This window comes from Corynebacterium haematomassiliense (genome assembly GCF_013978595.1).
In the GTDB taxonomy this organism is placed as follows: domain Bacteria; phylum Actinomycetota; class Actinomycetes; order Mycobacteriales; family Mycobacteriaceae; genus Corynebacterium; species Corynebacterium lehmanniae.
This window is the reverse complement of the sequence record NZ_JACDTZ010000001.1, coordinates 373,212-394,952: the sequence shown is the minus strand read 5'-3', so window position 1 is coordinate 394,952 and position 21,741 is coordinate 373,212. Positions and strand designations below refer to the sequence as shown.

The window sequence follows — 21,741 nt, the reverse complement described above, 5'->3', positions numbered from 1 at the left end:
CACCTTCCCACATAATGAGATGATAGGATTCGAACTGTGAGACAGTATAACGAAGGATCAGGCATCAAAGTGCTCGACCGCGCAGTCGCCATCGTGGCGGCCGTAGCCAGCGGCGACAAATCGCTCGCAGAGCTCAGCGACGCCACCGAGCTGCCCCGGGCCACCGCACACCGCATCGCCACGGCACTCGAGGTGCACCATGTGCTCGCCCGCAACGAACGCGGCGAATGGTCGCTTGGGCCCGCGTTGCCCAGCTACACCGGTGGGCCGTCGCCGAGACTGCTCGCGGCCGCGGCCCCGGTGCTTCGAGATCTCGTCGAGACCACTGGCGAGTCCGCCCAGCTCTACCAGCTCACCGGCACCACGCGCACCTGCATCGCCGCCGCGGAACCCGAAAGCGGACTGCACAACGTGGTCCCGGTCGGCTCCCACCTGACCTTATCCGCCGGCTCCGCCGCCCGCGTGTTCGCGGCTTTTGCCCCCGTCGACGCGCCTTTCGACGCCGCTGACCTGCAGCAAGTCCGTGACGACGGCTTCGCTGAATCCGTGGCCGAGCGCGAAGTCGGGCTCGCATCGGTGTCCACGCCGGTGTTCCAACCGGACGGTGCGCTGGTGGCCGTGCTGTCTATTTCCGGCCCGGCCGAGCGGCTCGGACCGAGCCCCACAGCCAAGTGGGGCGCCGCGCTCAAGGACGCCACCGCTCGGCTGAGCGCCGAGCTCTAGCCGAGCTCCGGCCTGGTACTGGGGGCGCCAACGGGCCTCAGCGAACGTCGATGTCGTCCAAGCGCCCCGCGGGCCACACCACGTTCTTCGCCAGCGGGATCTGGTGCGACGCGCTCGCCAGGATGCGCATGAAGTAACCAGCGGTGTTCGGGATCGCGACGAGGTCCCCCGCCGCCACACCGCGGGGGAAGCGGATCTTCCGCCGCAGGATCAGTTCGTCCTCGATGCAGTAGGCGCCGACCAAGAACACCTCGATCTCCTCACTCGGCGGGGTCCGCTTGACCAGGTAGGGGTCGATGAGGAAGCTATCCGAGGCCGTGCGGCACTGGATGCGGTTCATGGTTAGGCCCACCAGGGGCACGCCGTCGGAACGGGTCTTGGTGAAGGCGACTTCGGCAAGGGTTAGCCCGCAGCCGTCGACAAGCGAGCGCCCCGGCTCAAGATACAGACGCAACCCGCGCTCGCGCAGCGCCTCTGCGACGCCACCGGAGAGTACCTCGGTGAGCCACGCGCCGCGCGTCGGCTCCTGCCAGTCCCGGGCCGAGCACGCCGCGCTCGAGGGCGTCGGCGACGAGGGCGCGGGCTCTGCGGTCCTTGGCGCTGCCGCCGGGGTTGAAGGACTCGAGTTTGGCCCAGACCCGGGGCGTTTCCCCTAACGCTCTATTTGAGGGTACGCTCGCCACGTGAGAAAGAGCGGGCAGATTCTTGTACGGGACATTCGTCGTCTACTGCGCGTTCCCCGGGCCTTCATCATCATCGTCGGCGTGCTCATCATCCCCGCGCTCTACGCGTGGTTCAACATCAACGCCTTCTGGGACCCCTACAACCACACCCAGAACATCCGCATCGCGGTGGTCAACAACGACCGTGGCGCCTCCGCCGAACGCGTCGGCGAGGTCGACGTCGGCGAGCAGATCACCGAGCAGCTCAAGGGCAACGACAAGATCGGGTGGGTGTTCCTCCCCGAGGACGAGGCCCGCGACGGGCTCATGCGCGGCGACTACTACGCCATGTTCCTCATCCCGCCGGAGTTCAGCGAGGACCTGCTGAGCCTGGTCAGCGGCACCTACACGCAGCCGGTGCTGGAGTACTACGTCAACGAGAAGAGCAACGGCGTCGCCCCCTCGATCACCGACGCCGGCGCCTCCGCCGTCGACACGGCCGTGTCCGAGGCCTTCAAGAAGAAGGTCGGCGAGGCCGCGGCGACCGAGCTGCGCAACAAAGGATTCGCGACGCGCGCTAACGCCGAGGAGGCCCGAGGCAAGGCCTCCGGGAGCTTCGGCCAGATCGCCGCCGACCTCGACGCCTCCCAGGGGCGGGTGGCCACGATGAAGCAGAGCATCATCGGGGCGCGCCCGGTCGTCGCCGAGCTGAACACCCTCGTCGGCTCCGTCGACGACACCCTCCGGTCCGTGGACTCCTCCCTCGGCGAGGCCGAGGGGATCATCGCCGAGCTGCAGAAGTCCTCCGCCGGTTTCAGCGCCGACACGTCGGCCGCGCTCGTCGAGTCCACCAACGCACTCAGCCTCGGCGCCGCCTCCGCCAGCGCCTCCATCGCGGAGGCGACGGGCCAGCTCGGCACCGCCCAGGGGCGGGTGCGCTCGGCCGTCGGCGAAGTCAACGGCGTGGTCAAGCAGGGCGAATCCGCCGCCGCGCAGCTGCGTGCCATGTCGGCCGGGGCGGCCCTATCGCCCGAGGTCCGCGCTCAGCTCGACGCCGCGGCCAGCGCGCTGGAGGAGCGTACCGCCGCCTCCCGCGCCGTCCTCGACGGCCTGAACAACGTGGACCGCAGCGCGGGCGCCGCGCTGGCGTCGATAGGCGAGCTCGGCGACTCCCTCGAGGCCGCGACCGCCGACTCCAACGCCGCAGCGCGCGACGCGAGCAAGCAGCTCGGCGAGTCCGTGCCCGCGATCAACGCCTCGCTCGCGCAGGCCTCCGGCAGCGTCGCCTCCGTGCGCGGCGCGCTGAGCAGCCAGCGTGCCCTGCGCGAGGAAACGACCTCCCTGCTCGCCGGGGTGGACAACCAGCTCGCGGCCAGCCTCGGCATCCTCGACGAGGTCTCGGGCAACCTCGGCACGCTTGCCGACGGCGCCCGCTCCGCCCAGTCCGACATCAACGCCCTCCTGGCCACCTCCGACTCGAAGGCCCTCAACACTGTCACGAACCTCAACTCCGCGAAGATCGGCGAGTACATCTCCTCGCCCGTCACCGTCGAGCAGCAGGCCGTCTTCCCCACGGAGAACTACGGCAGCTCCATGGCCTCCTTCTTCACCAACCTGGCCCTGTGGATCGGCGCGTTCGTGCTGACGATCATCTTCCGCGTCGAGGTCGACACCGAGGGCTTCCGCCGCCTCACCGTCGGCCAGGCCTACCTCGGCCGCTTCCTCCTCTTCGCCACGCTCTCGGTGCTCCAGGCCGTCGTGGTGACGCTCGGCAACGTGGCCTTCGGGGTGCAGATGCAGTCCGTCACGGCCTTTCTCGCCACCGCAATCGCCATCGGGGTCGCCTACACGGCGATCATCTACTCCATCGTCTCCGCGCTCGGCCACATTGGCCGCGGCATCGCCGTCTTCCTCGTCGTCATCCAGATCCCGGGCGCGTCGGGCCTCTACCCCATCGAGCTCATGCCCGACTTCTTCCGCCACATCTACCCCTTCCTCCCCTTCCGCTACGGCATCGACGCGATGCGCGAGACCATCGCCGGGTTCTACGACCACCACTACCTCCGCTTCATGGCGGCGCTTCTCGCCATGTCCGCCGCGGCCTTCGCCCTGGGGTGGCTGTTCCGACTCACCTCCTCGCACGCCAACCTCCTGTTCAACCGCCAGCTCGCGCGCACGAACCTGATCACCAACGAGAAGGTGGAGGTCATGGGCTCGCCCTACCGCGCGTCCGACATCATGGCCGCCCTGTCGGACCGGGATGAGTTCCGCGGTGGCGTCGAGAAGCGGGCGCGGATGCTGCGGGAGAACTACCGCACCCTCATCTTCGGCGGGATCGTCGTGGGCGTTGTCGGCATCGCCATCATCACCCTGCTCACCATGCTCCTGCCCACCGACAAGACGATCATGCTGGCCATCGTCGTCGCCTGGTCGCTGCTGGTCACCCTCTACCTCGGCGCGGTGGAGTACTTCACGCAGAGCCTCGTCGACGCCGAACAGGTCTCACGCCTCGGCGAGGCCGAGCTGCGCGACGCCGTGATCCACCGCCACGACTCCGCCGGCACCAGCGTCACCATCGGGCCCGCGGACGCCGAAAGCGAGGACACCAAGTGAGAACCGTCTTCTCCATCGCCTACAACGACCTGCGCCGGCTCTACACCAACGTCATGGCGGGCATCGTCATGGTCGGCCTCATCGCCATCCCCTGCCTCTTCGCCTGGTTCAACGTGCTGGCCGCGTGGGACCCATTCGGCAACACCGATCGCCTCGAGGTCGCGGTGGCCAACACCGACCGCGGCCACACGAGCGACCTCACCCCGCTGGCCGTCAACGTCGGCGACATGGTGCTCTCCCAGCTCTACCGCGACGACTCGATGGACTGGGTCATCACCGACGTCGACGACGCCATCGAGGGCGCGAAATCCGGCGAGTACTACGCCGCCATCGTCCTGCCTCCCACGCTGAGCGACGACATGTTCACCTTCTACGCCGACGACGCCGAACCCAGCCGGATCGACCTCTACATCAACGAGAAGAAGAACCCCATCTCCCCGCTGCTCATCTCCAGCGGCACGCAGGGCGTCAGCGCCCAGATCAGCGCGTCGTTCACCAGGGCCCTCTCCGAGGTGTCATTCGGGTTGATCGAGACGACCTCGGACTACTTCAACGAGGCGGAGACCAAGCAGGCGCTCGACTCCATCGCGACCCGCACCGCCAACGCCCGCGACCAGCTGCTCTCCAGCGCCAACACCGTCGACGCGCTCGCCTCGCTCACAGAGTCGAGCGTGCCGCTCGTCGACAGCGCCGAGCGGATCTCCGGGGCGCTGGGCGACTCTCTCGGGCAGGTCCACCCCGTCGACCTCGGGGTCACCGGGGCGAGCCTCGGCGGAGACGGCGCGGCGCTTGCGGCGGCGCTGGGGGCGACGTCGGTAAGCTTCGCCGCCGTGAGCGAACGTGTCGACCAGCTGCTGGCGGACTCCTCCGCCACCTCCCAGGCCACCGCCGCGAGCCTGACGGACATCGCCGCGCGCATCGATGTCCAGGTGAAGCAGTACACGGCCCTGCGCGACACCATCAACGGCCAAGTCGCCCCGGCGCTTCCCCCCGACGCCCAGCCGGGGGTGCGCGCGGTGGTCGGCCACCTCAACGACGCCATCGCCCGCCAGACGGCCGTGCGCGACCGACTCAACGACGCCGCCGCGCACCTCACCGCCGGGCAGGGCGGCCGGGACGGGAAGAACGCAGACCGGCAGGAGATCGAGGACTCGATCGCCCGGGCCCGCGAGGCGATGGACTCGGCCAAGAATTCCTACGACACCGGGATCCGCCCGCGCCTCGAGGCGCTGTCGGGCTCGCTGGACAACGTCCGCGCGAACGTCGACAAGGCCCGCTCGGACATGGACGGCGTCTCCTCTGCCCTGGCCAACCGGCCCGGCTCGCTTCGCGACACCCTCGCAGCCTCCGGCGCGGACCTGCGCGACACGGCGGAATCTCTGCGCGCCAACGCGGCGAGGATGCAGGAGGCGAAGCAGTCGATCGCGCAGGCGCGCTCGAGCGGGGACCTGACGAAGCTGGCCGACCTCGTCTCCAGCCACCCGGAAGTGCTCGCCGACGCCCTCGTCGACCCAGTCAAGGTGGAGCGCAAGGAGGTCTTCCCCCGCGTCAGCTTCGGCGCCGGCATGGCCCCGCTCTACACGGTGCTCGCCCTGTGGGTGGGCGCCCTGTTGACGTCGGTGGCCGTGCGCACGGACGATCGCTCCATCGAACAGAACGTGGTCGATCCCGACCGCCTCACCGCGGGCCAGAAGTACTTTGGCCGCTACCTGACGTTCGTGACCACCGGCCTGGCCCAATCCACGCTCCTCATGGCGGGGCTCATCGTCTACGTGGGCATCGAGCCCGCGCACCCCTTCCTCCTCTACATGGCGGGGTGGGTCTCGAGCCTGGTCTTCCACCTGATCTGCTACACGCTGGTGCTCTCCCTGAGCAACGCCGGCAAAGCCGTGGGCGTGCTCATCCTGGTGCTCCAGGTCTCGGCTGCGGGCGGAGCCTACCCGCTGCAGCTGCTGCCGGGCTGGACGCAGGCGATCAGCCCCTGGCTGCCCGCGACCTACTCGATCCGCGCTATGCGCGCCGCGGTCTTCGGCACCTACGGCTGGGACTTCTGGCGAGCCCTCGGTTGCCTCGTCCTCTTCGTGCTGCCTTTCCTCTTCCTCGGCCTCTGGCTGCGTCACCGGCTGCACCACGCGATCGGCCGCATGGACGAGGCGGTCGCCCAGACCAAGGTGATGATGACGTAGGCCGCCCGCCTACAGCTCGATGGTGCCACGCACGCGCGCGGTGACCAGCCCGCCCACCCAGATTTCGCGACCGTCGTCGATAAGCAGCTTATGCTTCGACGAACCCCTCGCCGATGCGCCACTGGCGCTTCGTGCCGAGGCTGACCGCGGCGTCCGGGTCCTCCACGTCCGAGACGCGGTAGTACAGCATGTCCACGTAGTCGTAGTGGATGCTGGCGATGCCGTAGCCGTGCGCGTCAAAGTCGATGTGGTTGACCCACGGGTTGTAGTCCCGGATAACCTTCTCCACCAGCAGCGAGGTGGAGTTGTCTTCCTTGTGGTAAGTGCCGAACGCGGTGGTCAGGATCTCGTCCACATTCGGCGCAGAGATGGAAGTGGTGACCATCTCGCAGCCGATCTCGCCGAAGCCGGACGGCGAGGCGATCGAGTTCGCCCACTCCGAGTGAATATCGCCGGTGAGGAACAGTGCGTTCGACTCCTGCTCATCCAACATGGTGAGCAGGCGGTCGCGCTCCGCGGCGTAGCCGTCCCACTGATCCGAGTTCACCGCGATGCCCGTTGCGCGCTCCTTCATATAACCTGCAGCGATGTTGGCCTTCTCGTCGTCCGGGATGGTGACAAATCGCATCGGCGAGACCATCACCGAGTTGCCCAGCACATCCCAGCGGGCCGTGGACTCCTGCAGCTGCTGTGCCACCCAATCGAACTGAGCCTTGCCCAGCATCGTGCGGTCGTCGTTGGCGAAGTTCGCGCCGGAGGTCTCCGCGTCGCGGTAGGTGCGAAGATCCATCATGGTCAGCTGCGCCAGGTCGCCGAACTTGAAGCTGCGGTAGAGCAGCTGCTCCTCACCCGCGGACTGCGCGCGCACCGGCAGCCACTCAAAGTAGGCCTGCTTCGCAGCGCTCAAGCGTTCCGGCCACTCGCCCTCCACGCGGCCGTCGGTGTGGTTCTCCGCACCGTTGAGCCAGCTGTTGTTTGCCGTTTCGTGGTCGTCCCAGACGACAATCCACGGGCACGCCGCGTGCGCGGCCTGCAGGTTGAGGTCCGTGCGGTAGCGGCCGTGGCGCTGGCGGTAATCCTCCAGCGTGGTGATCTCCCACTCCGGGTGGTGCATTCGCGCGACACCGCTCTTACCTGCGTACTCGCCGGTCGGGTACTCGTAGATGTAATCGCCGAGGAAGACCACGTGGTCGATCTCGCCTGCGCGGGCGCGCTGCGCCATGTCGCCGTACGCGGCGAAAAAGCCGGACTCCCAGTTCGCGCAAGAGGCGATGGCCAGGTTGAGGTTGTCCACGCTCGCGTCAGCCTCCGGCGCCGTAAGCGCTCGGCCGACCGGGGAGGTCGCGCCCTCGAACTCTCCGCTTTTTACGATGAAACGGTAGAAGTACTCCGTCGCCGGTTCCAGGCCGTCCGGGTCGACGTGGACAGTGTGGTCCGAGTCCGCCGAGGTGGTCACGGTGCCCGTCTGCGGGTTACCAAAGTCCTCCGAGGTGTCGATCTGCCACTCCAGCTCCACGCCCTCACCCAGGCCGGAGCCCGGCAGCGCCTCACGCGACGGGGTCACGCGGGTCCACAGCACCACGCGGTCCGGCAGCGGGTCGCCGGATGCGACGCCGTGGAGGAACGGCAGGTCCCACTCGCTTGCCGGGGCCGGTTCTTCCGGGGTGGACACCGTGCCGCGCCGCGCGGCGTAAGCGCCGCCGGTGCCGATAGCGGTTGCGGCAGCGGTCGCTGCGACAGTTTGCAGGAACACACGACGATTCACACGGAACTTTGAGCTCATGCAGCTTACTTTCAACGAGCTATCAGTGCCGCGCCATTACAACTGCGCGGAGTTGCCTAATGTTCACTTCAAATTCACCGAGGTGACGAGATTCTTGTAACCGGCTGTTAAAACCGCGTGACTTATGTAGGGGCACATGACTGTTCTGCGATCCCAGCCCCACCGTTCCCACCGCCGCAGCGCTGTTGCCGCCGCGGTGGTTGTTTCTTTGTTTGCACCGTTTACCGTCGCCGTTGACGCCTCCGCTCAGGAAGAGGCCGTCAACTCTAAGATCAGCCGCATCGTGCTCGGCATCGGTTCGGACGCCACCGAGGCCAACCTGGCGTGGCAGTCCAAGACCAACGAGCTGCAGTACCTGGAGTACTGGCCGGCGGACAACCCGGGCGACGTCACCAGCGTCGAATCCCCGCGCGGCCCTTATAACGCCGCGATCTTCTACCCGCACGAGGCCACGATGACGGGCCTGGAGCCGGACACCGAGTACGTCTACCGCGTCGGCAACGACGACCGCGGCTGGAGCGAGCAGCGCACCTTCACCACCGGCACCGATTCCGACACCTGGAACTTCCTGGCCATGGCCGACGCGCAGATCGGCGTGGGCGCCAAGATCGCCGAGCAGTCCGCAGCATGGAACAAGGCCGTCGACGTCGCCACCGGCGAGCACCCGGATTCCGCATTCCTCATGCTCCTCGGCGACCAAGCCGAGGGATGGGGTGCACCGGTGGCGCAGCTCGAGGCGTTTACCGCGCCCGAGAAACTGCAGAACTACCGCCTCGCTGTGCTGAAGGGCAACCACGAGACCTACGCGCCGGACCGCCACTTCCAGGACACCTACTTCCTGCCCAACGAGGTTGGCACAACCGCGAACTACTTCTTCAACTACAACAACGTGTTGTTCATCGGCCTCGACGGCAACCGCTCGGACGCGGCCGATATTGAGACGCACGCGCAGTTTGTTAACGACGCCATCGCCACCAACGGCGCGGACGCGGACTGGGTCATCGTTGGCATCCACCAGGCACCGTTCTCTCAGGGCACCCACTACACCGACTCGGATGTGGTGCGCCTGCGCGAGCAGCTCACCCCGAAGCTGTCCGAGGCTGGCGTGGATCTGGTCTTAAGCGGCCACGACCACATCTACACCCGCTCCCACCTGATGAACGGCTTCGACCCGGTCATCCCCGAAGGCGCGGCCAAGTCCGGCGACGTGCTCATCCCGGAGGATGGCGAGGTGCTCTACCTCACCTCCACCACCGCAACCGGCGGCAAGTACTACGACTTCCATGACAAGTTCGGCGACACGCACCCCAACATTCGCGAAGAGCGTGCCCGCGACCTGGCGCACGACTCCACCGCCCGCTGGCGTCAGGACTACAACCCGGACTACACCAACATCAGCGTCTCCCCGACCGAGCTGAAGCTCACCACCTACAACATCAACACCCCGTACGTGGTGGACCAGGTCACGCTGCAGAAGAAGGACGCGGAGAAGCCGACGACCGAGCAGAAACCGACCACCGAGCAGAAGCCGACGACCGAGCAGAAGCCGACCTCTGAACAGGCAATCACCGAGCAGAAGCCTGCTCCGGAGACAATCACGACGACGCAGACCTCCGAGAAGCTGGTCACCACCACGAATACCTCTGTTGGCACCGCGACCGTGACGGAGACGTCCACGCAGACTTCGCCGGAAACCAAGGTCGTGGAGAAGACCAAGGCGGTGCCGACCACGGTGAAGGAAACCGTGACGAAGACCGAGACGGTTGAGGTGCCGACCACCATCACCAAGGGCGCTGAGCCGGAGGTCACCACCAAGACTTCCGTCGCCACCGCCACGGTGACCGAGACGTCCACGCAGACCTCGCCGGAAACCAAGATCGTGGAAAAGACCAAGACGGTGCCGACCACGATCAAGGAGACCATCACCAAGAACGCCGAGCCGCAGGAGCCGGCTGAGGATCAGGACGCAGGCAAGGACGCCGCGGGCAGCGTGTCCGGCAGCAGCACCGGCGGCATCATCCTCACGGTCCTGGCAATCCTGATCGCGGTGCTGGGCGCGATCTTCGCGGCACTGTCGTACGTCCACCCGCAGTGGATTCAGGACATCCGCAAGCAGTTCAACATCTAGCGCCAAACGCACAACCCGCCACCGCGATCCCCCAGGTCGCAGTGGCGGGTTCTGTGTTTTAAGCAGCCGTTTCTAGCGCTCTGCCGCAGCTGCGGTCACGCGGTCAGCCCAGCGTTCGATGCCGTGCTGCTTGGTGCGCTTCAGCGTGTCGTGGCCGAGCACCAGCCCTTCGTTCATGCGGCCGGCCGCGGCGAGGTGCTCCTGCCCCACGAGCGTGGCGTCCGGCTTCACGTGCAGCGCATTCGTGTCGGCGTAGCGCAGGCCGATTCCGGCGTCCACCAAGTTGCCCACCAGCGTGCCTTCGACAATCCCGGGCGGCGCCTGCACCGCGTCGATGACGACGGTCGCGCTGACCTCCTCGGCCAAGTCGCGGAGGTCCTCCTCGCCGCGGGCGATGAGCTCGATGCGGATCCGGCCTTCGTCGATAAGCTCGAGCATGGTCTGCGCGGACTCCACCGGAGGGCCGAAGCCGACGCGCTCCAGCGTGGACACGAAAGCGTCGAAGTCCTTCCCACCCAAGGTGTGGCGGCCGCCGTAGGAGGCGCGGTCGATCACCGCGTCGTAGGTGTCGCGGAATGCAAGCGCCACGGCGAGCGCCGGCGTCCAGGGGCGCTCCCCGCGCGCCGCCGCAACGGAAGCGCGGAGCTCCGCTACCGGATCGCCGGTGAAGTCCTCGCCGCGCAACACCTTCCGGATGTCGTCTTCCCCGCCGTCGCCGCCGGCGATGCGGAGGATCTCCGTGGCGCAGTCCGCAAGGATGTCTTCCAACTCCTCGAGGCCTTCGCAGTCGAGGATCTTCTGCGAGGCCTCCTCGATGTGCGGCTGCGCCGCCTCCTTCGCCTTGCCTTCGAAGTACGCCTTGACCTCCATGAACCGCCCCGACCGGGTCACGGGGTAGAACACTTTCGCGTCCGCGTACTTCACCACGTCAATGAAGGTCAACGCGGCGCCGCGGACCAACGCCACATCGTCCGGGCTCACTGCGTCCAGGTTCGACGCCGGATAGGCGGGGGCGACCACCTTGAGGTCGCCGAGGTCCGCGTGCGCGAGCGAGCCGGGCCAGTCATGCGCATGCCCGGTGACCATGAGCACCTCGTCGAAGTGCTCGCCGAGCACGTCCACCCCGCTGTCGGTGGGCTCGACCATCTCAATGTTTTCCACCCGGTGGGTGAGGCTGCAGCGCTCCGGCAGGTTCTCCTCGAGCGCGCGCCACGACTTATCCAGGTGCTCGCCGACGTGCCGGCGGCTGGGAAAATCGTCCGGAAGCTCATCGTCCGGGTCGAGCGGCCCGAGTTTCGTCTCCACGATGGACTTGGGTGCGTTGAGGATGAACTCTTCCGGCACCGAAGCTCGAAACGCCCCGGGTGCGGAGGACTCCTCCAACGGTTTGGCGTCGAACACCGTCACGTCGATAGCCGCGCCGCGCTCCCGTGCTTGTTCCATGAGCTCTTCTGACGCCCACAGGCCGCGCGGGCCGGCGCCGATAATCGCTACCTTCATCACCGAATTTTGCATGCGCTCCAGCTTATGCGCCGCGTGCCTCCAGCCGCTCAACCTGGCGGGCCAGCTCCTCACCCAGCGGATTTCCCGGTAGCCGTTCCTGCACCAGGTCCGCCACGGAGCGGTACCACCACAGCTGGCGCTCCTTGCCGGAGTTGAAGCGGCCCCACAGCTCATCGCCCAACTGGTCCAGGTCCGCGTGGATGGACAACAGGTTGTGCAGCTTGTCGGCCGCGGAGATGAGCACGCTGCCGTCGTCCGCCTCCCGCAGATGCGCCAGGTAGGCGTCCGAGCGGTCCTGCCAGCTGGAAAGCGTGCTGTCCTTGGTCACCCCGCGCACCAGCTCCACCACCCGGTCGCCGAACTCCTCGGCCATACGCTCGGGGCTGTATTCCTCGGGCACGTCCTCCAAAATGTCGTGGAATAGCGCCGCGACGAGCACATCTTCATCATCGGTGACCTGGGAGACGAGGTGCATCACGCCGAATACGTGGGAAACGTACGGGATGTCGGTGCCTTTACGGACGTGGTCGCGGTGCGCCCACGCTGCGGTGTTGATTGCTTGGATAAGTCGCGGGGACGCGACGGGAGCATTGGTCATGCCAGCCCCTTTCTGTCGGGAACGCTTCACACGATACGAGCGCCGCCGACATCACCATCCCGCTATTCGCACACCTATTCTATCCCATGTCCAGCGTCCCCCGCACCCGCACCCGCGCGCGACCACCGACCCAGATGTTCTCCCCGTCGTCGGTGATCTCCACCCGTCCGTCGCGCCCGAGCGCCGTGCCCTGCGAGACCGTGTACTGCGCAGGTACATCTCCCCTCCCTCGCAGCCACTGCGCCATCGCGCCGTTCGCGCTGCCGGTCACCGGGTCCTCGAACGTCGGTGTGAATGCGCGCAGCTCATAGGCCGGATCGGACCCACCTGTCAGCGCTGCAAACGCCACCTTCAGGCCGCTGCCCGCCGGCTTCTTAAGCGCCCACAACGCATCCAGGCCATCCAGGAGCGCCAGCTTCCAGCCGGGGCCGTTGTCACCGAAGGCGGCGCTGACAAGCAATTGCTTCTCGACGCCAAAGGTCTCGCACACCTCATCCTTTTCCTCCGGCGAGAGCTGGCCGTCGCGCTTGAGTGGCGGGGTGGCGAACGCGAGCGAGTCGCCCTGGATACGCACTTCGACGTTGCCAACCCCGCACTCCTGAACCACGCAGCCCTGGTTGCGCGGCGTGTTGCCGAGCTCCAGCCACGCACGCGCCGTGCCGAGGGTGGGGTGCCCGGCGAAGGCGTATTCCTCCACCGGCGTGAAGATGCGCACGCGGTAGTCCGCCTCTTCGCTGGTCGGCTCGAGCAGAAACGTGGTTTCCGAGAAGTTGGTCCAGGACGCAATCTGCTGCATCTGCTCGTCGCTGAGGTTGTCGGCGCCGCAAACAACGGCGAGTGGGTTGCCGGTGAACGCGCCGGTGGCGAAGACGTCGATTTCAAAGTATTCCAGGGTAGTCACCCGGCCAAGGCTACCAATGCGAAAACTCCCGACCCGGAGTCCGGATCGGGAGTTGTACTTTGTACCCCGTACGGGATTTGAACCCGTGTTACCGCCGTGAGAGGGCGACGTCCTAGGCCGCTAGACGAACGGGGCGCGCTCGCTTGTTTGCGACTTGTTAACAATAAAGGACGCTATTGTCCACCAACAAATCGGCAGGTTAGGGTCGTTTTTATGTGGTGTAGACCAACGGGGCGTGGACGTTGACGCCGACCGTTTCGCCAACTTCTGGGGTGGTGCGGGCCGAAGTGCGTGCGCGAAACTCCACACCGTCCACATCGATGGTGAGCGAGTAGCCGGACACCTCAAAAAGCGAGGAGGTGACCCGGCCGTTTAGTACGTCCCGCTCCCCTGGCGCTGCCACTTCTACCGCCTCAGGCAACACCGCAACGGTGACAGCACCTCTATGGCCTGATGCGCCAACCATCTCCACATGCGCAGCCGGCCATTCCATGGCAGGCGCTGTGACGACCACGCGGCCGTCGACAATTTGTCCCTCTAACAGCGTCGCGTCAGCGATAAAGGAGGCCACCCACGGCGAAGCTGGTTGAGCGACGATATCCCTCGGCGAGGCAAACTGCTCGAGCTTTCCGTCTCGCAGCAATGCGATGCGATCGGCGATGGCAATCGCTTCCTTGCGGTCGTGGGTCACGTGCACTGTAGTTAGGGAAGACCGCTTAGTCAGTGCAACAAGCTCTCGGCGAAGACTGTCTCGCAGTGGTTCGTCGAGAGCCGACAAAGCTTCGTCGAGAAGCAGCACTTGAGGCTTGGCCACAATCGCGCGCGCGAGTGCGACTCGCTGCCGCTGACCGCCAGACAACGTTGAAGGTTTCCGGTCTCCGTAGCTCTCCAACCCAACGGTGCGCAACGTCGATTCGACGAGCTGTTGTTGTTGCTTCTTGCTCGTACCTGCGCGTTTGAGCGGGTAGGCGACATTATCCGCAACACTCATGTGCGGCCAGACTGCGTGCTGCTGAAACACCATGCCCATCCGCCGCTTTTCTGGCGGTGTGCGAGTCACGTTTGTGCCGTCGAGGGAGACCGTGCCTGTGGAGGGCTGCACAAACCCGGCGAGAGTGCGCAGCAGCGTGGTTTTGCCCGAGCCGGACGGGCCGACTAGCGCTACGAACTCGCCGCTACCAACGCGTAGGTTGATGTCGTCCAACCCAACGGCACCGTCTGGGAATACGACGCTGAGGCCGTCAATCGCAATGTCACTCATCAGGACTCCTTGTCAGGGGTGCGCACGGTCAGTGCCAGGGCGGCAATACCGATTACTGCAAACATCAATGCAAGCGCTGAAGCTTGGTTGTAGTTTCCGGACTGTTGGAGGTTGAATAGTTGCACACCAATTGTTGTGGTGCCCGGAGCAACGAGCAGAATTGACACGGTGAGCTCGCGCACCGCGGTGACTGCAACGAGAACTGCCCCGGAGAACGCCGCTGGTACAGCCATTCGCCCCGAGGTATCCACGATTGAGCGCACCCTACCCGCGCCAGAAATTCGTGCCGCTTCTTCCACTGCAACCGGAATCTTGCTCATCGGTGCGCGCACAGCCTGCAGCACCAAGGCTGTGAAGGCGCAGACGTATGCCAACAGGATCACCCAACGGGTGTTGTAGAGCCCCGTGTACCTGCCCACAATGAGCCATCCGACGCCAATGATCAGCCCAGGGAGTGCAGCCGGAAGCAATGTAGCCAGAGATAGCGGCGTGTTAGTACGCGCGCGGGTGCGGGTGACCAAAATGCCGATCGCCCAACCCAGCAGACCGCACAGTAGTGCGGCACCGCCTGCGAGAGCGACCGAGTTAGTGAAACCATCAACCACCCGCGGGTTACTCAGGGTGCGCTGAAAATTCGACAGCGAGATGGTCTCCAACGTAAACGGCACACCCGGGGCCGGAAGCAACGCACGGTGAGCGAGCCCTAAGATCGGACCGAGGGTAACCGCGAGTGCAAGGACCCAGGACACCACGGTGACAGGAACTCTCGCCACACCGAGTGAAAGTTTCATCGTGCTGGCACCACTGACTTGCGAGGAGGCTCGGCGCGACACCGCGTAATCTGCCACCACGGCGATAATGCCCAGCAGCATCAACACTGCTCCAACTGTGGACACGACCTGCAGCGGGTTGCTTACCGTGCCTGATTCCATAAACCGGTAACACATTGTCGCTAATGTCTCGAACTGCACCGGCGACCCCAGAATCGATGGAATACCGAAGTCGGCGAGGTTCGACACTGCCGTCAGGGTGAAGGCGCTCAAGAATGCGGGCCCCAACAGCGGGATGGTCACAGTGCGCAGCACCGTGCCACTGCCCGCGCCACTAACGCGTGCAGCCAGTTCGAGATCAGAGGGGATCTGGCGCAACGCTGCGGCCACAATGACGTACACAACCGGGTACGAGTGCAACGTCATCAGAAAGACAATGCCGTCGGCTCCGTACAGGTCCCACAGCGGCCGGTCGAACAGCGCATTGAGCCCCTGGTTTCGGCCAAACAGCTGCAGCCAGGAAATGGCACCGACGAACGGTGGGACTAACAGCGGCGAGAGCAGAAATAAGCGTAATCCCGTTGCTCCACCAACATCGGTGCGCTCCAAAACAATCGCAATCGTGCCACCGATTAGTACCGCGCCCATAGAAGACAGCACGGTGGTAATCACGGAATTCCAAGTGGCGCGCGCCAAGCCTTGTTCCACAAGTACCGGAAACTGATTTCCCCCGAGCGCGAGTGAGACCACCATCGCGAGAGGAACAATGAAAATCGCCGCGGCAACCAACCACACCCCTAGGCGAGCGAGGTTGAGCCCCGGCGAAGAAACGCGTTGCATTGCCACCTAGTTCATCGCGCTCTGGAAGAACTCTACGGAACGTGCGCGATCATCGGTGAGAGTCTTCAGGTCTGCATCCATCAGGGCAATGTCATCGAGTGCCGGGGCATCGCCAGGGGTGCCTACCCCGTCGATGACGGGCAGGTAGTTTTGTTCCACGGCGAGCTCTTGCCCCTTCTTGGACAACAGGAAAGTAATGAACAACTCTGCTGCAGTCGGGTTCTTGGAATCCCCAAACACCGCGATCGGCTCGGTAATGTACGGCGAACCTTCGGTGGCGTACACCTCCTTAATCGGAGAACCCTGCGCGGCGAGGTCGCGAACGAGATAATCCACAACCACACCAACTGGGTGGCCGCCGCCAGCAATTTCCTGCGAGGTGGGGCCATTGGATGCGGCAATCATCGGAGCGTTCTCACCGAGAGCGGTCATCCAATCCTCACCCAGCTGCTCGTTGTTCATCCACACTGTCGCGTTGTATGCGGCTGCCCCGGAAACTGCCGGGTCCGGCATGACAATCTTGTCGCGGAAGCGTGCATCCGTCAGGTCAGTCCAAGACTTCGGTGCTTCAGATTCATCGATCACGGAAGTGTTGTAAGCGATGACAGTGGGAATAATTCGGGTCCCGACGTAGTAGCCCTCAGAATCAACGGCACCGTCCATCACATCACCGGTTTCGACGTTCTCCAGTTTCGCCAGGAGATCATCGGACTTGAAGTCCTCAAACGTCGGAGCGTCCGCTGCCCAAATCAGGTCTGCCTCCACTGCTCCGGAGGTCTTTTCAGCCTCAATTCGAGCCTTCAGATCGCCGGTGCCAGCTCGGTACACTTCCACGTCGACATCCGGGTGTTCCTCGTTGAAGGCCGCGACAACCTGGTCAACCTTGTCCTCTGGCTCCGAGGTGTAGAGAGTCAGAGAACCGGCGGCAGAGTCCGTCGCGCCGTCTTTAACACCAGACGACGCGGTGTTGGAGCCAGCGTTCTCGGAGGGTTCGGAGCAACCCGCAAGAGCGAGCATTGCAACGCCTGCTGCTGCAACAACTGAAAGGGACTTCTTTGTGAGTTTCATGAGCGACTCCTTTATGCAAGGTAAAAACCTGGCTCACCTTAACACCAGATTTGCGTGCCCGCTCGCCGATGAAATTGCTCTATTCTGCGCCCAGCGCCGGGCCCAACGTTGCCCAAAATCTTCTACCAGCACGTCCTACTTTGACGGCAGTCCGCGCGAGGCGATCAAACTTTCACATCCGAAACTGTAGCTGAACACCCATCACTTGCTCGACCCTGCAGACCCGCCGACGGGCTGCGGCGCCTCGTCCGGAAGCGGCGCCTTCGTCACCGGCGCCCCGCGTTCAAAAGGTTGCGCGTCGATTGCCGGCCCGATCACGTCCCAACTTTTGCGCATGGACTTCTCAAACAGGCCCCAGCTGTGCGTGCCTTCCACCTGCGGGTACCACTGCACGTCCAAGCCGGCGCGCTGCGCCCTCTCCACGAAGTATTCAGAGCACGCGTACGACGCCGACTCAATCGCCACGGGCGGACCTATGCGTTCGGAGGACGTCTTTGTGTCGTCGATCGCACCGGGCACTCCCTGCGCGGCGGAAATGAACAACTTCGTGTTTTCCAGCGCATCGAGGTGCAGCACGGGTGAGTGCGCCATCCACGCCGGGTTGGAGGACATGCCCCACATCTTGCGGGGATCCGCCCCGTTGAGCTTCAAGGCCTGGCGCACGTATGTGTCGCCGAGAACACCGGAGGTGGCCGGGCACCCGGAGTACGACGCCGCGGCGGCAAACCGCTCCGGTTCCAACGACGCAATATTGAGTGCCGGCCCGCCAGACATGGAAATGCCCGCGATGGCGTCGGTGCCGGTGTCGTGGAACTGCTCGTCCATAAGCGGAGGCAGCTCTTTGGTGAAGTACGTGAGCCACTTGTTGCGCCCCGTCGCATCGTCCTCGCGGTACCAATCAGCCTGCATTGAGGAGACTGAGCCGATCGGAGTGACCACATTGACCAGTTTGTCCTGGAAGAACTCCTGATAATCGGACGAGTTGCGCCAGGACCAGCCGTTGGCGGCACCGTCCGCACCCATCAGCAGGTAAAACGTGGGCCGCGGAGTGTCGTTATCCGGCCCGCCGGGCAGGATTACCTCGTTTTTGACCTCTCTATCCATCGATGGCGAGTACACGACGACCTCGTAGACGTCGTTTTCAATGTGCGTCACTGATTTCAGGGTCGCGGGCTTGGCGTCCGGTTCCGGGAACGTCTCGGCGACGTTGCTGGAGCCATCGCCTATCGACGACCCGCTTGCCGTCGACTCCTCATAGAGCGGCGCGCCGAAGACACCCCCGCCCAGCGTCGCGAGGAACAGCGCCGGCACTGCGAGCAGTGGAATCGAAGACGACAGGCTCGACGCTGCCGCCGGCACACTAAACGCGTCGATGAGACTGGATCCACTTTGACGAATTTCACCGCTGAACAGCGACGACAACTTCCACACCATGCGCTCACAGTACCGGACGCGAAAAACCTCCGACCCAAAAACTGGACCGGAGGTTTTGCGTTGTACCCCGTACGGGATTTGAACCCGTGTTACCGCCGTGAGAGGGCGACGTCCTAGGCCGCTAGACGAACGGGGCATTAGGACACAGAACTTAAAGCTCTGCAGCTGGCCTACCAGGACTCGAACCTAGAATGACGGTACCAGAAACCGTAGTGTTGCCAATTACACCATAGGCCATCGTTTTCCAGTCTGACCTGCGCTTTCCCTTTCGGTGTTGCGCCTGTCTGCTGAACAACGTGGATTACTATAACCATGGATAGCTAAAGCAACCAAATCCGCAGGCCACCGCGCAAATCGCGGCGGCCTTTGTTGCGTTATAACAACAGCGTTGTAACTACGCTGCTGCCTGGTACGGAGTGACCTCGCGTGCCGCGCGCAGACGCTTCAGCGTGGATTCGCGGCCGAGCAACTCCATAGACTCGAACAGTGGCGGGGACACTGCTGCGCCGGTCGCGCCGACACGCAGGGCACCGAACGCGACGCGGGGCTTCAAGCCGAGGTCGTCGATAAGCGCCTTGTTCAACGCCGCCTCGATGTTCGGGGTGGTCCACTCCTCCACCGCTTCCAGCGCGGCGATGCCGGCGTCCAGCGGCTCGATGGCGGTGTCCTTGAGGTTCTTCTTCGCGCTCTTCTCGTCCAGTTCCAGGTCCTCGTCTGCGGTGACGAGGAACTTCAGCAGGTTGTAGCCCTCAGACAGCACCTTGATGCGCGTCTGCACCAGGTCCGCAGCGACGGCGAACTTGTCCGCCGGATAATCCTCCGGAAAGTCGGTGTGCTCGGTCAGGTAGGCACGCAGACGGTCGCGGAAGTCCTCCGGTTCCAGCAGGCGGATGTGGTCGGCGTTGATGGCCTCAAGCTTCTTCTGGTCGAAGCGGGCCGGGTTGCCCAGCACGTCGTTGACGTCGAAGGCCTTGACAAACTCGTCGACGCTGAAGATGTCCTGGTCCGCGGACAGCGACCATCCCAAAAGCGCCAGGTAGTTGATCATGCCCTCCGGGATAATGCCGTTGTCCCGGTGGTTGAACAGGTTGGACTCCGGGTCGCGCTTGGACAGCTTCTTGTTGCCCTGGCCCATCACGAACGGCAGGTGGCCGAACTCGGGGGTGAACTCTGCGACGCCGACGCGCTTGAGCGCCTCGTACAGCGCCATCTGGCGTGGGGTGGACGACAGCAGGTCCTCGCCGCGCAGGACGTGGGTAATGCCCATCAGCGCGTCGTCGACAGGGTTGACCAGCGTGTACAGCGGCGCGCCGTTGGAGCGGGCGACCACGAAGTCCGGCTGCGTCTCGGACTTGAACGTCACCTCGCCACGCACCAAGTCGTTCCAGGTCCAGTCCTGGTCCGGCATGCGCAGGCGCCACACCGGCTTGCGGCCTTCCGCCTCGAACGCGTCGATCTGCTCCTGCGTCAGGTCGCGGTCGAAGTTGTCGTAGCCCAGCTGCGGGTCGCGGCCAGCAGCCTTGTGGCGCTCCTGGACCTCTTCGTTCGTGGAGTACGCCGGGTACACCTCGCCAGCCTCGATGAGTTTGTTCAGCACGTCCGTGTAGATCTCGGAGCGCTGAGACTGGCGGTACGGCTCGTGCGGGCCACCCACGTTGATACCTTCGTCCCAGGTCAGGCCCAGCCACTCCAGCGACTCGATGATCGCCTGGTAGCTCTCCTCCGAGTCACGCGCGGCATCCGTGTCCTCGATGCGGAACACAAACGTGCCGCCGGAGTGGCGCGCCTGCGCCCAGTTGAACAGTGCCGTGCGCACCATGCCCACGTGCGGGGTTCCGGTTGGTGACGGGCAAAAACGTACGCGCATTGAAGAGTCAGTCATGTGCGCAATCGTAGCGCGCAGAGCCCCTCGCCTATCGACGTCCTCCGGTGCACCACCGAAAGGAGCATGGCAATAACCGCTGCGCCGCCTATCCTCCCGGCAACGTATTTGAAAGTTCAACTGGCTCGAGACCCCCCGATTGGACAAGTCAACTCAACTAGATCCTCTTGCGTCCAAACTGACCCTGCCAACGACGCCCAATACGGCGACGCCTCATTCTCTAGGGCGTGCCCCACCGCAACCGCAAGAGCCTGTCACGGACGATCGATGTGGCGGTGCCGAAACTCCGTCACGGCCCATCCTTCCCTTACTACTCGAGCGCCGATCACGCGCAAAGAGCACGCAATCGATTCCGATTCGGCGGCCAGCCTGTCAGAATCCAAAGCCCTGCGAATGCCGAAAGAACTCGACGAGATGGTCACCGTTTCGAAAAACGCCCGCTCGATATCTACGGTTTCGGCTACCTGTCCCGTAACATGCTCAGCTTGAAATAGGCGCGGGCGACCCGATAGTTGTCGCTGGAGTCAATCTCTTTCCTGTACAAACCTGAGATGGGAATGGTGCCAGCACGAGTTGCAATTGGATATAACGAGGGAGACCCTCCGGAAAAGTGGCGAGCAATGAAACATACATTGTCTACATTTATTTATCCCCCCTCTACGTTACCCTCGGACACGCTTCTAGTTCAGGTGGCCGGATAGAGACGACCACGCCACGAAATAAATCGACGTACAGATAAGGAAACTTTATGAATGAGACATCTACGTGGTGTTTTTTCACAAAATTCGTGTGTCGGTACGACCAACTTGATGAAGCAAAAGCAAGGCACCAAAGATGCGTCGATGTAGTGCGCGAGAAAAACAGAGTGCACTTCTCGTCTGAACAGGCATACCAAGCTGGACACAGTGAACCAACTTTTGAACTCCTCCTGTCAGAGATCATCCCACCGAGCGAGAAGCTAAGCCCGGAAGAGGAAGCGGAGTACTCAGTATTCTTCTTCGTAACTGTTGCTGATGTTCCCTGTGATCCCAATGAAGTCGATGATGCGGTGCGACTATTATCAGCAAAACTTGAAATTGATTTCGAGTCAGGGATCCCTGCGAAGTTCCCAAGCCGCACACGCGGTATTCGTGTCAGCGAAACCGGTCATGAAATTGAGCAGTGCATCTACCAATAGGGATAGTCACCCCTATTCACCTTGCTAAGCTGGCCACCCTAGACTTTGCGTCTGCTTTACACCGAGTCGAAAGTAAGAAGCAGAAACACCACCCCGGGACAGAACCGGCACAACATTCTGCGACCGCAGAACCGGCACAACATTCTGCGACCGCAGAACCGGCACAACATTCTGCGACCGCAGAACCGGCACAACATTCTGCGACCGCAGAA

Annotated in this window: 16 protein-coding genes, 3 tRNA genes and 1 pseudogene; 7 read left to right on the top strand and 13 right to left on the bottom strand. The window is 64.0% G+C overall.

The annotated features are described in order from the left end of the window. The first annotated feature begins 69 nt into the window (after positions 1 to 69). Complete coding sequence (locus tag H0193_RS01920; RefSeq protein ID WP_338026570.1) at positions 70 to 723, top strand: IclR family transcriptional regulator; 654 nt, start codon at positions 70 to 72, stop codon at positions 721 to 723. Positions 724 to 760: 37 nt separating this feature from the next. Here the strand turns inward: H0193_RS01920 and H0193_RS01915 are convergent. Beyond that, positions 761 to 1,255 (bottom strand): annotated as a pseudogene (locus H0193_RS01915) (type III PLP-dependent enzyme domain-containing protein); the annotation flags it as partial. Between H0193_RS01915 and H0193_RS12550 the strand changes: the two are divergent. From H0193_RS12550 to H0193_RS01900, 3 genes are read left to right on the top strand one after another with little or no spacing between them, the layout of a single operon-like run. After that, positions 1,224 to 1,379, top strand: coding sequence for a hypothetical protein (locus H0193_RS12550; protein WP_181888315.1), 156 nt, complete (start codon positions 1,224 to 1,226; stop codon positions 1,377 to 1,379). The pseudogene H0193_RS01915 and the gene H0193_RS12550 sit on opposite strands and share 32 nt — an antisense overlap. Before the next feature lie 27 nt (positions 1,380 to 1,406). Beyond that, on the top strand, positions 1,407 to 3,998 hold the full coding sequence (locus H0193_RS12495) for a YhgE/Pip family protein (RefSeq protein WP_181888314.1): 2,592 nt from the start codon (positions 1,407 to 1,409) through the stop codon (positions 3,996 to 3,998). Continuing rightward, complete coding sequence (locus H0193_RS01900) at positions 3,995 to 6,184, top strand: YhgE/Pip family protein (protein ID WP_181888313.1); 2,190 nt, start codon at positions 3,995 to 3,997, stop codon at positions 6,182 to 6,184. The genes H0193_RS12495 and H0193_RS01900 overlap by 4 nt, the downstream gene beginning before the upstream one ends. Before the next feature lie 88 nt (positions 6,185 to 6,272). Here the strand turns inward: H0193_RS01900 and H0193_RS01895 are convergent, their stop codons facing one another. After that, on the bottom strand, positions 6,273 to 7,967 hold the full coding sequence (locus H0193_RS01895; RefSeq protein ID WP_181888312.1) for an alkaline phosphatase D family protein: 1,695 nt from the start codon (positions 7,965 to 7,967) through the stop codon (positions 6,273 to 6,275). A gap of 136 nt (positions 7,968 to 8,103) precedes the next feature. On the opposite strand from H0193_RS01895, the gene H0193_RS01890 reads away from it, so the two are divergent. Further along, positions 8,104 to 10,095, top strand: coding sequence for a fibronectin type III domain-containing protein (locus H0193_RS01890; protein WP_181888311.1), 1,992 nt, complete (start codon positions 8,104 to 8,106; stop codon positions 10,093 to 10,095). 72 nt (positions 10,096 to 10,167) lie between these two features. Here H0193_RS01890 and H0193_RS01885 read toward each other — a convergent pair whose 3' ends face one another. The 11 genes from H0193_RS01885 to gltX form a co-directional block, all read right to left on the bottom strand. Next, on the bottom strand, positions 10,168 to 11,610 hold the full coding sequence (locus H0193_RS01885; protein ID WP_181888310.1) for an FAD/NAD(P)-binding protein: 1,443 nt from the start codon (positions 11,608 to 11,610) through the stop codon (positions 10,168 to 10,170). Positions 11,611 to 11,620: 10 nt separating this feature from the next. Further along, a complete protein-coding gene (locus tag H0193_RS01880; RefSeq protein ID WP_181888309.1) occupies positions 11,621 to 12,196 on the bottom strand; it encodes an HD domain-containing protein in 576 nt (191 codons plus the stop codon). A gap of 79 nt (positions 12,197 to 12,275) precedes the next feature. Continuing rightward, entirely contained in the window at positions 12,276 to 13,097 is an 822-nt protein-coding gene (locus tag H0193_RS01875; protein WP_338026568.1) for a PhzF family phenazine biosynthesis protein, read from the bottom strand. Positions 13,098 to 13,159: 62 nt separating this feature from the next. After that, positions 13,160 to 13,232 (bottom strand) — tRNA-Glu (locus H0193_RS01870). 76 nt (positions 13,233 to 13,308) lie between these two features. After that, positions 13,309 to 14,358, bottom strand: coding sequence for an ABC transporter ATP-binding protein (locus tag H0193_RS01865; RefSeq protein WP_181888308.1), 1,050 nt, complete (start codon positions 14,356 to 14,358; stop codon positions 13,309 to 13,311). Beyond that, positions 14,358 to 15,968 carry an ABC transporter permease gene (locus H0193_RS01860; protein WP_181888307.1) on the bottom strand — a complete coding sequence of 537 codons (1,611 nt, stop codon included), beginning with the start codon at positions 15,966 to 15,968 and terminating at the stop codon, positions 14,358 to 14,360. The genes H0193_RS01865 and H0193_RS01860 overlap by 1 nt, the downstream gene beginning before the upstream one ends. Positions 15,969 to 15,974: 6 nt before the next feature. Beyond that, entirely contained in the window at positions 15,975 to 17,036 is a 1,062-nt protein-coding gene (locus H0193_RS01855) for an ABC transporter substrate-binding protein (RefSeq protein ID WP_181888306.1), read from the bottom strand. A gap of 201 nt (positions 17,037 to 17,237) precedes the next feature. Then, positions 17,238 to 18,470, bottom strand: coding sequence for an alpha/beta hydrolase (locus H0193_RS01850; protein ID WP_181888305.1), 1,233 nt, complete (start codon positions 18,468 to 18,470; stop codon positions 17,238 to 17,240). A gap of 63 nt (positions 18,471 to 18,533) precedes the next feature. Next, positions 18,534 to 18,606, bottom strand: a tRNA-Glu gene (locus H0193_RS01845). 29 nt (positions 18,607 to 18,635) lie between these two features. Further along, a tRNA-Gln gene (locus tag H0193_RS01840) sits at positions 18,636 to 18,707 on the bottom strand. Between the two features lie 157 nt (positions 18,708 to 18,864). Continuing rightward, positions 18,865 to 20,352, bottom strand: coding sequence for a glutamate--tRNA ligase (gene gltX, locus H0193_RS01835; RefSeq protein ID WP_181888304.1), 1,488 nt, complete (start codon positions 20,350 to 20,352; stop codon positions 18,865 to 18,867). Positions 20,353 to 20,579: 227 nt separating this feature from the next. On the opposite strand from gltX, the gene H0193_RS01830 reads away from it, so the two are divergent. Together H0193_RS01830 and H0193_RS01825 are read left to right on the top strand one after the other, a co-directional pair. After that, positions 20,580 to 20,846, top strand: coding sequence for a hypothetical protein (locus H0193_RS01830; protein WP_181888303.1), 267 nt, complete (start codon positions 20,580 to 20,582; stop codon positions 20,844 to 20,846). Between the two features lie 254 nt (positions 20,847 to 21,100). Further along, positions 21,101 to 21,529, top strand: a complete 429-nt coding sequence (locus tag H0193_RS01825; RefSeq protein WP_083290308.1) for a hypothetical protein — start codon at positions 21,101 to 21,103, stop codon at positions 21,527 to 21,529. Positions 21,530 to 21,741: the final 212 nt, after the last annotated feature.

Excerpts from the sequence above, each read along its gene's own strand:
- H0193_RS01895 (WP_181888312.1), bottom strand. The coding sequence starts at position 7,967 with ATGAGCTCAAAGTTCCGTGTGAATCGTCGTGTGTTCCTGCAAACTGTC.
- H0193_RS01890 (WP_181888311.1), top strand. The coding sequence starts at position 8,104 with ATGACTGTTCTGCGATCCCAGCCCCACCGTTCCCACCGCCGCAGCGCT.
- H0193_RS01885 (WP_181888310.1), bottom strand. The coding sequence starts at position 11,610 with ATGCAAAATTCGGTGATGAAGGTAGCGATTATCGGCGCCGGCCCGCGC.
- H0193_RS01880 (WP_181888309.1), bottom strand. The coding sequence starts at position 12,196 with ATGACCAATGCTCCCGTCGCGTCCCCGCGACTTATCCAAGCAATCAAC.
- H0193_RS01865 (WP_181888308.1), bottom strand. The coding sequence starts at position 14,358 with ATGAGTGACATTGCGATTGACGGCCTCAGCGTCGTATTCCCAGACGGT.
- H0193_RS01860 (WP_181888307.1), bottom strand. The coding sequence starts at position 15,968 with ATGCAACGCGTTTCTTCGCCGGGGCTCAACCTCGCTCGCCTAGGGGTG.
- H0193_RS01855 (WP_181888306.1), bottom strand. The coding sequence starts at position 17,036 with ATGAAACTCACAAAGAAGTCCCTTTCAGTTGTTGCAGCAGCAGGCGTT.
- H0193_RS01850 (WP_181888305.1), bottom strand. The coding sequence starts at position 18,470 with ATGGTGTGGAAGTTGTCGTCGCTGTTCAGCGGTGAAATTCGTCAAAGT.
- gltX (WP_181888304.1), bottom strand. The coding sequence starts at position 20,352 with ATGACTGACTCTTCAATGCGCGTACGTTTTTGCCCGTCACCAACCGGA.
- H0193_RS01825 (WP_083290308.1), top strand. The coding sequence starts at position 21,101 with ATGAATGAGACATCTACGTGGTGTTTTTTCACAAAATTCGTGTGTCGG.